At 50.6% G+C, this 16,235-nt stretch carries 13 protein-coding genes; 7 read left to right on the top strand and 6 right to left on the bottom strand.

Annotation, left to right across the window (positions count from 1 at the left end; all coding sequences use genetic code 11):
- Window positions 1-123 precede the first annotated feature (123 nt).
- Complete coding sequence (locus tag ASF12_RS03830; RefSeq protein ID WP_081418594.1) at window positions 124-2,409, top strand: glycoside hydrolase family 3 protein; 2,286 nt, start codon at window positions 124-126, stop codon at window positions 2,407-2,409.
- Between the two features lie 187 nt (window positions 2,410-2,596).
- On the top strand, window positions 2,597-3,271 hold the full coding sequence (locus ASF12_RS03825; RefSeq protein WP_056029739.1) for an NAD(P)H-dependent oxidoreductase: 675 nt from the start codon (window positions 2,597-2,599) through the stop codon (window positions 3,269-3,271).
- A gap of 95 nt (window positions 3,272-3,366) precedes the next feature.
- Here ASF12_RS03825 and ASF12_RS03820 read toward each other — a convergent pair whose 3' ends face one another.
- The 6 genes from ASF12_RS03820 to ASF12_RS03795 form a co-directional block, all read right to left on the bottom strand.
- Entirely contained in the window at window positions 3,367-4,305 is a 939-nt protein-coding gene (locus ASF12_RS03820) for a ribose-phosphate diphosphokinase (RefSeq protein WP_056029736.1), read from the bottom strand.
- Window positions 4,306-4,617: 312 nt separating this feature from the next.
- Window positions 4,618-5,811 (bottom strand): enoyl-ACP reductase FabV, encoded by a 1,194-nt coding sequence (gene fabV, locus ASF12_RS03815; RefSeq protein ID WP_056029733.1) that lies wholly within the window; start codon window positions 5,809-5,811, stop codon window positions 4,618-4,620.
- A 165-nt stretch (window positions 5,812-5,976) separates the two neighbouring features.
- Window positions 5,977-6,636 carry a hypothetical protein gene (locus ASF12_RS03810; RefSeq protein WP_056029730.1) on the bottom strand — a complete coding sequence of 220 codons (660 nt, stop codon included), beginning with the start codon at window positions 6,634-6,636 and terminating at the stop codon, window positions 5,977-5,979.
- A gap of 143 nt (window positions 6,637-6,779) precedes the next feature.
- Window positions 6,780-7,532 carry a glucose 1-dehydrogenase gene (locus tag ASF12_RS03805; RefSeq protein WP_056029727.1) on the bottom strand — a complete coding sequence of 251 codons (753 nt, stop codon included), beginning with the start codon at window positions 7,530-7,532 and terminating at the stop codon, window positions 6,780-6,782.
- 121 nt (window positions 7,533-7,653) lie between these two features.
- Window positions 7,654-9,054, bottom strand: a complete 1,401-nt coding sequence (locus ASF12_RS03800; protein WP_056029724.1) for a response regulator transcription factor — start codon at window positions 9,052-9,054, stop codon at window positions 7,654-7,656.
- Between the two features lie 2 nt (window positions 9,055-9,056).
- On the bottom strand, window positions 9,057-10,496 hold the full coding sequence (locus tag ASF12_RS03795) for a sensor histidine kinase (RefSeq protein WP_056029721.1): 1,440 nt from the start codon (window positions 10,494-10,496) through the stop codon (window positions 9,057-9,059).
- Window positions 10,497-10,800: 304 nt separating this feature from the next.
- Between ASF12_RS03795 and ASF12_RS03790 the strand changes: the two genes are divergently transcribed.
- The 5 genes from ASF12_RS03790 to ASF12_RS03770 are packed head-to-tail and all read left to right on the top strand — an operon-like array spanning window position 10,801 to window position 16,224.
- A complete protein-coding gene (locus ASF12_RS03790) occupies window positions 10,801-11,673 on the top strand; it encodes a polysaccharide deacetylase family protein (RefSeq protein WP_056029718.1) in 873 nt (290 codons plus the stop codon).
- A gap of 34 nt (window positions 11,674-11,707) precedes the next feature.
- On the top strand, window positions 11,708-12,592 hold the full coding sequence (locus tag ASF12_RS03785) for a nitrilase-related carbon-nitrogen hydrolase (RefSeq protein ID WP_056029715.1): 885 nt from the start codon (window positions 11,708-11,710) through the stop codon (window positions 12,590-12,592).
- A gap of 27 nt (window positions 12,593-12,619) precedes the next feature.
- On the top strand, window positions 12,620-13,660 hold the full coding sequence (locus tag ASF12_RS03780) for a sugar ABC transporter substrate-binding protein (RefSeq protein ID WP_056029712.1): 1,041 nt from the start codon (window positions 12,620-12,622) through the stop codon (window positions 13,658-13,660).
- Between the two features lie 18 nt (window positions 13,661-13,678).
- The gene (locus ASF12_RS03775; RefSeq protein WP_081418592.1) at window positions 13,679-15,217 is read left to right on the top strand and encodes a sugar ABC transporter ATP-binding protein; all 1,539 of its coding nucleotides are present in this window, start codon (window positions 13,679-13,681) and stop codon (window positions 15,215-15,217) included.
- A gap of 17 nt (window positions 15,218-15,234) precedes the next feature.
- Entirely contained in the window at window positions 15,235-16,224 is a 990-nt protein-coding gene (locus ASF12_RS03770; protein ID WP_200931583.1) for an ABC transporter permease, read from the top strand.
- Window positions 16,225-16,235: the final 11 nt, after the last annotated feature.

Genomic DNA, 16,235 nt, shown 5'->3' with positions numbered 1-16,235 from the left:
CTTGATAATAGTCTTAATATCACAACTAAAAAGTCGGAATACGATTAGCCTGGGCAGGGCGGAATTCGCTATACTTAGAAGGTGAGCAAGACATCTACAGGCAGGCGAAGGGATGGGATCGGTTTGGCAGATAAGCGTGATCAGGCTACGACTATTCAATATATTCATAATAAAAATGGGCCGAAGCTCGGCTATTCCACCTTGTCCGGCGTCCGTATTTTGGAGCAGGACGGTTTTTATTTTAAAGATTTGAACAAGGATGGCAAGCTGGATAAATATGAGGATTGGCGTCTTAGTCCGCAGGAGCGGGCCGAAGATCTCGCTTCGAAAATGAGCGTTGAGCAAATCGCCGGGCTTATGCTCTACAGCAGCCATCAGGCTGTTCCGGCTAGCCTGGGCTGGCACCCCGGAACCTATGGGGGCAAAGCCTACGCGGACAGTGGCGCGGACTCGTATGCGCTGACGGACCAGCAGCTTGCTTTTCTGGAGCAGGATCATTTGCGCCATGTGCTGCTGACGATGGTGGAAAGCCCGGAAACGGCGGCGCAGTGGAACAATACGATGCAGGCGTACGTTGAAGGCTTAGGGCTGGGCATTCCGGTAAATACGAGCTCAGATCCGAGGCACGCGACGGATTCGACGAAGGAATTTAATGCCGGAGCTGGCGGCAGCATCTCGATGTGGCCAGAGACGATGGGGCTTGCCGCTACGTTTGATCCGGAGGAAGCGAAAAAATTCGGCGAGGTTGCAGCGAAGGAGTATCGGGCACTTGGCATTGGCACGGCGTTGTCGCCACAGGTCGATATTGGCACCGATCCGCGCTGGTTCCGATTTGGCATGACGTTCGGCGAAGATCCCCAGCTGTCCACCGATATGGGCCGTGCTTATATTGACGGCTTCCAGACGTCGGAGGGTGAGCAAGAAATTGCCGAAGGCTGGGGATATGACAGCGTGAATGCGATGGTGAAGCATTGGCCGGGCGGCGGCTCGGGCGAAGGCGGCCGTGATGCGCATTTTGGCTATGGCAAATATGCCGTTTATCCAGGAGAGCAATTTGAGCAGCATTTGCGACCTTTTACGGAAGGGGCGTTCAAGCTGGATGGCAAGACCGGAAAAGCTTCTGCGGTTATGCCTTACTATACGATTTCGCAGGGACAAGACCCGGTTAATGGCGAAAATGTCGGCAACTCCTACAACAGCTACCTCATAAACGATTTGCTGCGCGAACGGTACGGCTACGATGGCGTCGTCTGCACGGACTGGGGCATTACTGCAGATGAAGGCGATGACATTACGAGGCTGATGAGCGGCGGCCGCTGCTGGGGTGTGGAGGAAGGCTACAGCGTAGCGGAGCGCCATTACAAGCTGCTCATGGCTGGCGTAGACCAATTTGGCGGCAACAATGAGACGGGTCCGGTTATTGAAGCTTATCAGATCGGCGTGCAGCAGCATGGCGAGGCGTTCATGCGCAGCCGTTTCGAGCAATCGGCGGTGCGGCTGCTGAAAAATATTTTCCGGCTTGGCCTCTTTGAAAATCCTTATTTGGAAGTGGCGCAGACGGCTGCGACGGTCGGTTCCCCGACTTTCATGGCGGCAGGCTATGAAGCCCAGCTGAAATCGATGGTGCTGCTGAAAAATAAAGGGCAGACGCTGCCGCTCCCTGCTGCAAGCGGGCGCCTGACCGTCTATATTCCTAGGAAGTTCCGGCCGGAGGGTGCGAGCTGGCTCGGCCTGCCGATACCGTCCTTCGAGGGTTATCCAATTAGTGTGGATACGGTCCAGAAGTATTTTGACGTGACGGACAACCCTGAGCAGGCGGATTTCGCATTGGTGTGTATCGAAAGCCCTCATAGCACGATGGGCTACAGCAAGGCAGACGCCGAAGCGGGCGGAAATGGCTATGTGCCGGTCAGCCTTCAATACCGTCCTTATACGGCTGTACATGCTCGTGAGACGAGTCTTGCAGGCGATGCTCGCGATGTGCTGAATCGCAGCTACAAAGGGAAGACGGTTACCGTTGCCAATGAATCCGATCTGGATATGGTGCTGGACACGAAAGCGAAAATGAAGGGCAAGCCCGTTATCGTTTCGATTACGCTCAGCAACCCAGCGGTAGTCGCTGAATTTGAAGCTGAAGCGGATGCTATTATTGCCCATTTTGGCTTGCAGGAGCAGGCTCTGCTGGAGACGCTTATCGGTGCTTCCGAGCCATCTGGCCTGCTGCCATTCCAAATGCCGCGGGACATGTTGACGGTAGAAGAGCAGCTTGAAGACACGCCGCATGATATGGATGTGTATGTGGACACAGCAGGCCATGCGTACGATTTCGGCTACGGGCTGAACTGGAGCGGTCTCATTCAGGATGCAAGGACGGCAAAATATGCTGGCGGCAAGCACAGTAAGAAATAATATGCCGATTTAAAGCCTATGTATGGCTATTCAACAACGCCCGCCACTGTCAGGAAGCTGATGCTGGCGGGCGTTGTTCGCCTGTTCACAAGTGTTAGGAGCCTGGCAGGCGGCATAAAGTCATCCCCTTGTTTCAAGCCGAAAATTCCATTATGATTAATTTATCGGTTTGGAAAGGAAGCGAAGCATGAACGATTACGAAGCAAAAAAACAGCAGATCCTGGACGCGTTGTGGTTCAGGCATGCGACGAAGGAATTTGACCCCGAGCGAAAAATATCCGATGAGGATTTTCATTTTATTTTGGAAACGGGCAGGCTGTCTCCTAGCTCCATTGGGCTGGAGCCATGGAAATTTATCATTGTTCAAAACCAGGAGCTGCGCGCGAAGCTGGCTGAAGTATCCTGGGGAGCGAAGAAACAGCTGGAAACGGCTAGCCATTTTATCGTTCTTCTAGCCCGCCGCAATGTGCGTTATGATTCGGAATATATGAAGTATATGTACACGCAGGTAAAAGGGATGCGCGAGGAAGTGTATCAGAAGGTGCCTGTTATTTATAAGGCTTTTCAGGAGTCAGATCTGCATTTGCTGGATAATGAGCGTACGCTGCTGGATTGGTCGTCGAAGCAAACGTATATCCCGCTGGCCAATATGATGACCGCAGCTGCGCAAATTGGCATTGATTCCTGTCCGATTGAAGGCTTTAATCTGGATCAGGTGCATGCGATTTTGGACGGGGAAGGGCTGCTGGAGGGCGGGAATATGGAAGTTTCCGTAATGGCCGCTTTTGGCTACCGGCTCGCTGAGCCAAAGCGCCCAAAATCAAGGCTGCCTTTAGAGGACATCGTGCAGTGGGTTGACTAAGTTTTTATAATAAAACGCATTGGAAGGCTGCTTGCTGGCAGCACTCCAATGCGTTTTTGCGTTGCCGCTATTGCGGCATGTATCGCTATAAAAGATTAGCCGCCGATTTTGAAGAGCTTATCGAGCGAGCCGCCTTCGGAAATGATCTTAATGGCGGTTGCAATGAGTGGCGACATCGGCAGAACGAAAAACTTGTCCGAATGATCGCTTAGGGCAATCGTATCCGTTACAACCACCTGGCGGATGTTCGGATGCGTCAGCTTCTCTATGGCGTTGGCCGAGAACAAGCCGTGCGTCGCGCAAACGTAGGCGTCATGAGCGCCTTTTTTGTGGAGCGCTTCTACGACGTTTACGATGGTGCTGCCTGTATCGATCAGATCCTCAATAATAATCGGCGTCATGCCTTCTACTTCACCGATAATATGGGTAATTTCCGATTGGTTGTGGGCAGGGCGGTTTTTGATCATAATCGCAAATGGGCAATCCAAATAGTTCGCCAGCTTCTCAGCCGTTGAAGCTCGTCCAGCATCCGGCGAAACGACGACGGGATTGACGATATTTTGGCTTTTCAAATGTCTGATAATGAGATCCAGAGCCGTCAGATGATCGACCGGAATTTCGAAAAAGCCTTGAATAGGATCTGCATGCAAATCCACGGTAATGATGCGGTGAGCACCGACCGTAGTCAGCACATCAGCTACCAGCTTGGCGGAAATCGGCTCACGAGGAGCGGATTTGCGTTCCTGGCGCGCATATCCATAATAAGGGATGACGAGATTGATGGTTTTGGCGGAAGCGCGCTTCGCCGCATCGATCATAATCATCAATTCCACTAAATGTTCATTAACCGGATGGGACAGCGCTTGTACAATAAAGACATGGCATGTCCGAATAGGTTCTTCATACGATACGTGAATTTCGCCGCTTTGCTGACGGGATATCGCTACATTGCCCAGCGGAATTCCGAGTGAACCACAAATTTCCTCGGCAAGCGCGCGATTGGATGATCCCGAAAATATTTTTACCTTCTGCATTGTGCTCCTCCTTCAAGTTTTGCGCAGCAAAACTACTTCGAAAGCATAAACTTAAGTTTTGCGCAGCAAAACGATTTCGCAAGCGTAAACTTAAGTTTGCTACGAAAAACTACTACATTCCATTATACATTGAAGGAGGTCAGATTCAAGTCATAGTTCGTTCAATTTAGGAAGCTAGCGTCCGTTTGGACGAGGGTTTTCGTTTAAAGGCAACAAGCCCCCGACTTGCTGGCAGCTGGTATATAAATACAAAAACAGCCTCCAAGTCTGCGATTAACGCAAGTGTGGAGGCTGTCTTATTAGTATTAGCGATTAACGAAGGTTAGGGATTGCAACATCCGGATTGGCATCAGCTTCATAATCAATGCCGTCGGTTTCAAAGCCGAATAGCTGGAAAAACTCTTTGCGGTAGCCAGCAAGGTCGGACAGCTCGTACACATTTTCTGTAGTCAGCTCTGACCATAGCTTTGCAACCTCAGCTTGAATTTCAGGTCTCATTTCCCAATCGTCAACGCGGATGAGGCCTCTGTCATCAACAAGCGTTTCTCCAGAAGCATTGTACAGGCGATCCGAGAACAGGCGGTACATTTGCTCAATGCAGCCTTCATGCGTTCCGTTTTCTTTCATTACCTTATACAGCGCGGAAATGTACAGAGGTACAACCGGAATCGCCGAACTGGATTGGGTAACGAGCGCTTTGTTGACGGAGACGTAGGCACGTCCGCCTTTCGTGCTGAGCTGCTCGCTCAGGCGCTTCGCCGTTGCTTCGAGATCATTTTTAGCATAACCAATCGTGCCTTCACGGTAAACCGCATGCGTAATTTCAGGTCCGATATAGGAGTAGGCAACAGTCGTTGCGCCGTCTGCCAGTACGCCTGCTTCCTCAAGCTGATCGATCCACATTTGCCAGTCCTCGCCGCCCATAACGGCAATCGTCTGGCTGATTTCTTCCTCAGTTGCTGGCTCAATCGTAGCTTCCGTTACATCGCCGCTGTGGAAGTTAACCGTTTTGTTCGTATAGGTTCCGCCAATCGGCTTAATGACCGAAGAAAAGGTTTCACCGGTTTTCGGATGGGTACGGCGAGGCGAAGCTACACTGTACACGACCAGATCAATGCTGCCCAGTTCGCTGCGGATCAGGTCAATCGTTTGGGCTTTGATCTCATCAGAGAAAGCGTCGCCAACGATGCTGTACGATTTGCGCCCAGCTTCAGCAGCGGCTTTCTCGAAAGCAGCGGAGTTGTACCAGCCTGCGGAAGCGGTACGCGCGCCTTCAGCGGCTTTGTCAAAATAAACGCCAATCGTATTGGCGCCAGCTGCAAAGGAGGAAACGATGCGCGATGCCAGACCGTAGCCTGTCGAAGCGCCGATTACGAGCACATTGCGCGGTCCTGCAATAGCTGGCTTGGATGCAACATACTTGATTTGACGAAGGACTTGCTCAGCGCAGCCTTCCGGGTGTGCTGTCGTACAAATAAAACCGCGTGTTTTAGGTTGAATGATCATATTTAATTATTCCTTCCTATTTGTAAAATGGGCTTGCTATCCATATTGCTGAACAATTCTCTACCATTTTACCGATTTTTCCGTTCAAATGGAAGGGCACGAAAAAACGCAAGACCGAGTAGAGTCGGCCTTGCGTGAGATGCTGCTGGAAAGGTTCAAGCGGGGTTATTCAAAATGCTCGCCGGCTGTTTTAATCTGGCTGGCAATTTGGACGATCGATTTGCCTGCTTCCGCCTGTTTTTTAAGCTGCGCTTCGGTAAGTCCCAGCGCCTTGGCTGCTGCGTTTAGCCTTACATTGTCTACCGCGCTGCTTTTGCTATCTGCGGCAGTTTTACTCGTCGTCGTTGTTTTTGTCGTAGTAGTGGTAGTCGTCGTTGTAACGTACTTTTGCTGAACGGCTTTTTTAACTTGTGTTTTCAGCTCATTTACGACTTGGGTCGATTTAGCTTGCGTCAGCTTGCCTGCTTTGACATTGGCTGCGATTTGGGTCGTTTGAATCTGCATTAAGCAGCTGATGACCTTGTCTGTAGATACGCCTTTCGAATTAGCAATCGTTTCCAGCGTTTTGCCCGCTTTCAGCTGAGTGTTCAGTTCGTCACGCGTTACATTCAGCAGCTTGAGCAGCGGTTGGCTAGTAATGATGGCGAACAGATCGGTTTTGACGGTAAAGCCGCCGCTTGTTGCTGTTTTAATCGCGGTTTGGCTGGAAGCCGTAATCGCTGCAGCTGTCTTGACTGGTGCTGCGGAATTTATCGTTTGTGCAGCAAATGCAGAGCTGGAGAAGGTAAGGGCAAGTCCCAGTGTAATCGGGATTAGTTTTTTCATCGTTCAATCACTCCTAAAGGTTATAGTTAGTTTGTATGTGCTTGCCGGCCTCTATAAGATAAGCGATAAAAGTGAAAAAACGGAGAAAGCCGGCAAAACAAAAAAATAACTTGGAGTGCTGAGCTAGAAGATTCCTCTACTTATTAATGGGCAACCCAGCCGCCGTCAATGACGAGCTCGGAGCCGGTGACGAAGCTCGACTCATCCGATGCGAGATACAGCGCGCCATAAGCGATGTCAGTTGGCTTGCCGAGCCTTGGCCATGGCGTAACCTGCTTGGCTGCTTCAAGTCCCGCGGGATTGGTCAGTTTATGCTCGGTCATCGGTGTTTCAATCATCCCGGGATGAATGGAGTTGACACGAATAAAGTCTTTGGCTAAATCGATCGCTGTCGTTTTTGTCAGCAGCCGCACGGCTCCCTTAGAGGCGTGATAGGCAGCTTCTCCACCTGCGCCAATGATGCCGAAAATCGAAGAAATATTAATGATCGAGCCGCCTCCGGCTTTGCGGATTTCAGGCACGGCGTATTTCATGCCTAGAAACACGCCGCGGGAGTTGACCGCCTGAACCTTATCCCAACGCTCCACCGTTTCCTCCTCCACGTTGAAGGGCGAAGCGATGCCTGCGTTATTGACCAAAATATTTAGTTTTCCATAACGATGGACGGCCTGCAGGGTCACATGCTGCCATTGTTGCTCCGACGAGACATCCTGAGCAAGTGGGTATACATCGCCGCCCGTTTCGCGAATAGCTTCAGCGGTTTCTTTCAGCGCGGCTTCCGATAGGTCTGTCAGCACAACCTTGGCGCCTTCGGCTGCGAAGACAGCGGCTATAGCGGCTCCAATTCCTCCGGCTGCTCCAGTGACAAGGGCTACTTTATTTTGCAATCGTTTCATGCCGTATGCACCTCCAGGTAAGTTATACAACTGTCTTTATATAACTAGGATAGGAGGAACGCTGGCGGCGGTAAATTCCAAATATTCAAGCTGGGTGTACGTTTTAGTGGTTAAAAGACGATTAGAGGCTCCCATTTAATTCCCGATAGGAGCTGGGCGTTATTCCCGTCGCTTTCTTGAAGACGCGAACAAAATATTTCACATCATTAAAGCCGACCAGCTCGCCAATTTCATAGACCGTTTGCCTAGAGGTGGAGAGCATTCGCTTAGCTTCCTCTACCCTCAGGTTTGTAACGAATACAGTGAAATTGACGCCATATTGCGATTTGAATAAGCTGCTCAAATAGGAGAAGGACAGCTGAAAGCGCTCGGCTGCCTCCAGCAGCGACAGGGAAGAGTTGCGATAGTTTTGTTCCACATATCGTTTAATGCTAAGTGCGGTATGGGAGCTGGAGCCATTCGTCGCCAGCACGCCATCTGCCAGCTTGTCAATAAGGGGCTCAAGCTGCTGCGAACGCCAAGCGGCCAGCGACACAAGCGTGTTCGTGCGTTTAAGCTCGTTCAACGATTGCAGTCCTTCCAGGCAGGAAGGACTCGTTGCATGTTTGCTGATAGAAATCCAGAGCTGCAAATACACAATCCACCGTTCCTCAAAGGTGTGGAACCGCTGCTCATATTCCTCAAGCAGCTTTAACACCGCTTGCTTGCCTTCCTTCTGAACCGAAAGTGCAAAGCTGTTCTCATCCTGTGGCGTCAAGCCCACCTGACTTGCGGTAGTCGAGCAACGCAGCATATGCAGTTGTTTTTCGGCTTCTCGGTAGGCTTGCTGCAAAGACTGGGCATCCCCATTAAAAATAGCACTGGATACCCTTGCTGCATTAGCTTCAAACGGAGGGAGGAGCTTCAGCCATTCGGCAAGCTTGTCCTTCTCGTCAGAAGCCGCGCAATACACCGTATGCGAGCCAAGCGGAATGGCGATGAGGGTAATCCCTAACGGAAGCTCGCTTTGCTGCGGAAGCGGCTCATTCGCAAGCAGCAGACAAAGGCTTGAATAAGGCAACTCCTCGCAGGCAGCCAGTGTCGTGTCGTCAAGAATAATTTCGCAAACACGATTTTTCAGCTCTATATTGCGCGTGCTGCTTTCCTTGTCTAGTTCAGCGGTCAGCTTCTCCATGGCGCGCGCTATTTCCTGGGGGTTAATCGGCTTCAGCAAATATTCTTTAACCCCGTAAGCAATCGCTTTTTTAGCATAACTAAAATCATCGTATCCAGATAAAATGATGCATTTTGGCTGCTTGCCGTTTGTGGCCGCAATCCGGCCCAGCATTTCAATGCCGTCCACCTTGGGCATTCGAATATCGGTAATGACGATATCGGCTTCATTGCAAGCCAGCCATTCCAGCGCCTCCAGGCCATCGCGGAAGCTGCCAGCATGCAGCAGGGGCAGCTCATTCCAAGGGATAACCTCTTCAATTCCTTTGCGAATCCATGGCTCATCTTCCACAATGATAGTCTTGTACATGATTATCCCTCCGGTTGATAAGGCAATGTAATGATGACCAGCAGTCCTTCCTCCATAGCGCGGTAAGTGAGGCCGTATTGCTCGCCAAAAGCAAGCTTGATGCGGTTATTGACGTTGTATATGCCGATTCCGTATTCATAAGCGCGATTATGCCCAGCCGATTCCTGCGAATCCTGCTCCAGGCTAAGCGACATGTCCAAATTGCCAAGCTTATCGTTCATTTGCTGGACTTCTTCCTCGCTCATGCCTTCGCCGGAGTCGCGGATGGTGAGAATAACCCGGCTTCGTTCGCAGTACCCGGTAATGTTAATAAAGCCTTCCTTGTCTATATTTCGAAAGCCGTGCACAATGCTATTTTCAATAATAGGCTGCAGGACGAATTTGATCGTGCGGCTCTTTCGGACGTTGGGATCAATATCGATTTTCGTTTGAATCGCTTGATCGAAGCGGATTAATTGAACCTTCAAATAATGCTCAATATGATGAAGCTCATCATCGATTGTCACAAGCTTCTCTTCATTGACAATATTGTAGCGGAACATCTGGGACAGGGAGCGAGCAAGCTCTGAAATGAGCGGCACACGGTGGATCAGGGCAATGGAATTGATCGTTTCCAGTGCATTATGGAGAAAATGCGGATTAATTTGTGCTTGCAGCGCCAGCAGCTTCGCTTTATCGGATTTCATTTTCATCTCATATTCCCGATTTACGCTTTCCTTCAGCCGAATAACGATGTCCTCGAAGTAGCCCTCCAATTCCTCAACCTCGTCTTGGCGCCGACTTGGGCGCATCATTTCGATTTTTCCGGTGGCGTATTGCCGCATTTTCCGATTTAACAAAATAATCGGTCCCGAATAGTAGATCGATAGAATAATAATGAGCACGACGCACATAATTCCGCTCGAAAGCATCAGAATACCCATTAAATGATGAATGTACGACAGCTTTTCCATAATGGATGATTCCGGCGTGTACACAATAATGTACCAGTCTGCGAAAGCATTATACGAATAGAAGACGACCCGTTTGACATGCAGATAATCGACGGTAAATGAGCCTTTGCCCTCCTTGGATGTGAAAATTTGTTCATGCAGATGCTTGGAAGCGAGATGCTTATTCGTGGAAAATAACGTTTGCCCGCTATGGTTGCTAATAATGACGTCGCTGTCTTTTCCCATGGCGGTATTGGCAAGGCCATATAAAATAAATTGCTGGACCTGATCGTTTCCTTTATCCTCCAGCTGCAGTGCATTTAGATTAAGAAAGATCAGGCTGTTGCTTGCTTCATCTAAAATATTGAGATTACTCTCTACAACATTATCGTAGAGCTTGCTGCTCAGCGCCTGAAAAGCCAACCACTGGACAGCAATTATCGGAATCATAATGACGATGGTATGAACAAGCATCATTTTATATTTTACACTCAAAGGCACTCTCGCCACCGGGACCCTCCTTTAATTTCTGATCATGGTATAGACGATAGACTTTTATAACGCTTGTTAATTAATATATCATGAATAGTAAAGAGCTTGACAAGTGTTATTTAAAAAATAAATGCATGAATGTGTAGGAAATATTAACCTGATACCGTAAAAAAGTACACCTTTCCGCAAATTGTTAGAGTTTTTTTGTTTTGTAAGCGATCTTATAATGAATTCAAGCGGCCGGGGCAAATGCAACTGGCTCTAAGCCCTAAATCAGACGAATGACAAAATCATGTGAGAAAAGTTAACAGGAGGGTTAAAAATGCAACGATCTGGTAAGGTGAAACTTCCTACAGGAAAAAAGGTCGCCGTCAACATCGGTGTCGATTTTGATGCAGCATCCGTATGGATGGGGACATTCGACCGCTTCTCGCCTGCCTATCTGTCACGCGGCGAATTTTGCGCAGAGGTGGGCGCACCGCGCTTGCTTCATTTGTTCCGCAAATACGGCATCACGACAACCTGGTGCATTCCGGGCCATACGATCGACACGCATATGGAGGTATGTCGTGAAATCGTAGCCGCCGGACATGAAATCTGCCATCACGGTTATGCGCATGAAAATCCAACCCATATGAGCTATGAAGAAGAGGAAGAAATTTTGCTCCGCGGCTTTGCGGCGCTGGATAGGCTGGGGGTCAAGCCGCGCGGCTACCGCTCGCCTGCATGGGATTACAGCCCCAATACCTTGAAGCTGCTGGAGAAGCACGGATTCAGCTATGACAGCAGTCTGATGGGCAATGATCTGCATCCCTACCGCCCAAGGGAAGTCGTAGAGATTAATATGGACAAGGCGAATGTATTTGGCCCGCCTAGCCGAATCGTGGAAATTCCGGTTTCATGGTATTTGGATGATTTTCCAACCCAAGAATATGTCATTGGCGGAGCGGAAGGCATGCGCTCTACGCATGAGGTATTCGAGCGTTGGAGAGATATATTTGACTATGCTTGTGACCATGAAGAGGGCGCATGTTATGTGCTGACGACACATCCGCAGACGATTGGCCGGGCGCATAACATTCAAATGCTGGAGAAGCTGATTCAGCATATGGAATCGCGCGGAGCCTGGTTCGCAACGCTAGGTGAAATTTATGATGCCTATACCGATAACGAGGCAGATGCAAGCAACTCATAAGAGAAAGCCTACACTGGTTAAATAGGAGGCAACTATGACAAACATTCGTATTTCTGCTGTACAGTTCCGCGCCGAGCGTGTATCCGGCTTTGAAGACTTTGAACGGCAGGTTCGAGGGCTGATGGAGGAAGTGCCGCTGGATTCGGATTATGTGCTGTTCCCTGAGCTGTTCACCGTTGGCCTGCTGACCTCATTCCCTGATTGGGAGACAGCGGGACCGTCAGCGATGATGAGGCTGGACCAATTTACCGTTCCTTTCAAGAAACTGTTCGCAGACCTTGCAGCGCAGCGGGGGCAAATTATTGTCGCCGGTTCACATTTGGAGAAGCGGGGCGAGGATTATTTTAATGTAAGCACGATCTTTCAGCCGAATGGCGACATAGCGGAGCATAAGAAATCGCATATTTTTCCCGCAGAGGGCAATTGGAAGACGAGGGAAGGCGAGGAGCTGAACGTCTTTGACATTGGTCCGGCCCGCATTGGCATTGCGATTTGCTATGAGGCTGAAATTCCCGAGGTCTCCCATATTTTGAGCAGGCAGGGAGCGGATATTGTATTTTGTCCATCCTATACGTACACGGAGTTCGGTTTTTGGCGGGTTCGTCATTGCGCGCAGTCCCGCAGCATTGAAAATCAGATTTATGTCGTGCATTGCCCGACGATTTGTGAGATCGGCAAGCCGATTGACAGCGGTTATGGCCGCTCCGCAATATTGACGCCATGCGACACGCCGTGGACGGCCAACGGCATAGCTGTTGAAGCGGAAACGAACGTACAAACCGTCATAACTGGAGCCGTCAATCTGGATTTGCTTTATGAAAATCGCAAGACTGGCGCGGCGACGACTTTCAATGACCGCATTCGCAAAAGCGGAATGTACGCAAATCATGCTCCATATGCACAGGAACGTTCCAACTAACTTATGAGAAAAGGGAGAGGATTTTATATGAAACGTTTATCCGCGCACATGATAGCAGGAATCGCCCTTCTTGTTCTTGTTTTTGCAGCCTCCGCTTGCAGCGGAAATAGCTCCAGTCCAGGCACCGATTCACCCGAGCCGTCTGGCTCGTCAGACGCAGCGGGCGGAGCTGGGAAAATTGCATATTTTTCCGCTGGAGCCTCAAATGCATATCTTCAAAAAGGGTTGGAAGCAGCAGAATCCAAAGCGAAGGAGCTCGGATTCGAAATCGATACGTTCGACGGACGCTTTGATCCGTTGACGCAGCTCAATCAAATTCAAAATGCGGTGACAACCGGGAAATATAAAGGGTTCGTCGTTGAACCGGTCGATGGCAACCAGCTCTGCAAGGTGTTGTCCAAGGATGTGCCGGCCAAAGGTGTAGCGGTAGCCATCATTAATGCTACGCTGTGCGGATCGCCGGATTGGCAGGAAGGAACGCTGACTTATGTGGGCGGTCAGGAAGTCAACGTTTATAAAGAAATCGTGAATAAAATTTTCAGCGACAAGCCGGAAGGCGGCACAATCGCCGTCATTGGCGGCCCGGCAACTGGCGGTCCGTACTTGAGCATGAAGGCAGCCTTTGACAGCGAGCTGCCAAATCACCCGGAGTGGAAGCTGATTGGCATGCATGCGACGACTTATACGGCGAACGAGGCGTTCCAAGTGGCACAAAATATTTTGCAGGCCAATAAAAACCTCGACGTTATTTTCTCCAACTATTCGGGCATGACCGTCGGCGTCGTTAAAGCGATTGATGCGGCCAAACGCGATGATGTAGCGGTCTATGATTTCGGCGGCGACAAATGGGCCTTTGATTCGGTAAGCTCCGGCAAAATCAAATCGACGGTTGTCATGCTTCCGGTCGAGGAGGTTCAGCATGCGATCCAGGCGCTCTACGATTCGTTCAACGGTAAAGAAGTAGAGAAATATATCGATCTGACCAAAGATCCGATTCTCCCTGGCACACCGTTCGTCTATAAGGACAACATGGCTGATTTTACAGCTAAAGGATTGCCAGAATATTAAGCGGAGGAGAGGTTGCGAATGAGTGGAGGAGCTGTGGCTGAAGCGGTGCCGGTAAAGAAGGAAATGGCGATTGAAATATCGGAGCTTATTAAGTCCTATGGAGGCTTTCGCGCCCTGAACGGGGTGAATATCGACATTCAGCGCGGAGAAATTCATTCGCTGGTTGGACAAAATGGAGCGGGAAAATCGACGCTGCTTGGCATTTTGTCCGGCCGGACAGCTCCGAGCGAGGGGAGCGTCCGCATATTTGGCAGCGAGCTGCATTACGGCGACCCAAGGTCCTCGCGCAAGCTCGGTGTTGCGACGATTTATCAGGAGCTGACGATTGCCCCCAATCTCAGTGCGCTGGAAAATGTTTTTCTAGGGCAGCTCTTGTCGGTCAACGGCTTTATTTCCCGCAAGCGGATGACAAAGCGCTATATGGAGCTTTGCGCAATAATGGGAGTGAATATTTCGCCGCTCCAGCGGGCGGGGAATATGTCGATTGCCGATCAGCAAATGCTGGAAATTATGCGAGGCCTCCAGCTGAATGCAAGCATTCTGATCTTGGATGAACCGACGGCTTCGCTCGCTCCCCCTGAGCGCAAGTCGCTGCTGAAAACGATCAAGACGCTGCAAGCGGGCGGTATTACGATCATTTATGTGAGCCATCATCTCGATGAAGTGCTTGAGCTCAGCGATAGCGTGACGATATTGCGCAATGGGGAGAAGATTGTGAGCCAGCCGCGTGCCTATTGGACGAAGGACAAGCTGGTGTCTTCCATGCTAGGTGCAGAGGTGGCGGAGGAAATTGTCAGAGTGACGCAGGAAACCCAGCATGAGGATACTCCTCCCGGCCCGGAGCTGCTTCGGGCAACCGGGGTGAGTGTGCCGGGCGCAATCGAGGATATTGCGATTACGCTCCATGCCGGCGAAATCGTCGGCATCGGCGGGCTGGTAGGCTCGGGGAGGACGACGCTCGTGCGGGCGCTGGCCGGACTTGAGCCCAAATCGACCGGCACTCTGTGGATTGAAGGAAAGCAGGTCAAATGGCCGCGTGAGCCAGGCTATCCGATGAGCCTGGGCATTGCCTTGGCGCCGGAGGATCGCAAGCATCAGGGGCTGGTGCTCGGAATGTCCTGCGAGGACAATATCAACATGGTTAACTTTGGGCAGGTCAAGAAGCTGGGCTTTTACCGCAAGGCGAAGGCCGGCCATATCGCTGATGGACTTAGCAAAAGATTTGGCCTTACCCGTCCGATTCAAACGCTTTGCCGCAATCTCTCCGGAGGCAATCAGCAGAAGGTGCTGCTGGCGAAAGTATGCAATTTGCGCCCGAAGGTGCTCATTGTCGATGAGCCTACCCGTGGCATTGATATTGGCGTCAAGGTCGAGGTGCTGAAAATATTACGCCAGCTTGCAAACGAAGGCATGGCGATTGTCATTATTTCCTCGGAGCTGGAGGAGGTCATTGCCGTAAGCAACCGCGTGCTGGTGCTGTCCAAAGGACGGCTGGTGAAGGAGCTGAGCCAGCGCTCGGAAATTAGCGTCGATCATATTTTGCAAGCTACATTTTAGAAAAAGGGGGTTATCGTATGAGCACGCTGGAAAATCAGCTTAATAGGAATATGGAGCGACAGGGATTGTTCAAAAATATGAATAGCCTCATGCTGCGCTACGGAGTGGTCGTTGCTTTTATCGTTGTGGTTGGTTTGTCTGCCATCCTGTATCCGGGTTTTTTGCGCCCGGCGAACTTAGTCAATATTTTTAGCCAGCTCGCGATTGTCGGCATTATGAGCATTGGGATGACCTTTGTAATGATTACAGGCGGACTCGACATGTCGGTGGGCGGCATTTATGCGCTGTGCGCCACTTTAATTGCGAGCTATGCGGACAGCATGCCGCTTCCGGTTGCTTTTGCCATTACGCTCGTTGTCGGCTTGGCTGCAGGACTCATTAATGGTGTGCTCGTGACGAGGCTCAGGGTTCCACCATTTGTAGCTACGCTGGGGACAGGCTCTGTGTTTACGGGAATTGCCCTTATTTATTCCAATGCCCAGCCTTTCTTTGTCCAAAAAGAATCGTTTCAATGGATGGGCTCCGGCGAGCTTGGCGCGATTCCCATCGCGGTGTTCCTGCTATTCCTCGTTTACGTCGTTGGTGCGATCGTGCTTGCTTTTACAACCTATGGCCGTTCGCTGTATGCGCTTGGTGGCAATAAGGAAGCGAGCCGCTTGTCCGGCCTTCGCGTGAACTGGCTTATTTCCAGCACTTACGGCTTAAGCGGATTGTGCGCAGCTGTATCTGGCATTCTCATTGCTTCACGGCTCGGCCAAGGTCAGGCGAATATCGGCGAGACGATTGCACTGGACGTAATTGCGGCAGTCGTCATTGGCGGAACCTCGCTAAGCGGGGGCGAAGGAGCGATCTGGAGAACGATTGTGGGAGGCTGTATTTTGGCGGTGCTGTCCAACGTCTTTGACAGTTTGTCGCTAAGCCCGTACTGGCAGTCTGTATTCAAAGGCTGCATTATTATCGGCGCGGTTATGTTCGATTATTACGCCCGCACGAAGACGCAGACTTGAGCAGGCATGTC

This window comes from Paenibacillus sp. Leaf72 (assembly GCF_001422685.1).
Taxonomy (GTDB): Bacteria; Bacillota; Bacilli; order Paenibacillales; family Paenibacillaceae; genus Pristimantibacillus.
The sequence above is the reverse complement of the archived record's forward strand: the minus strand, read 5'-3'. Positions and strand labels throughout refer to the sequence as shown.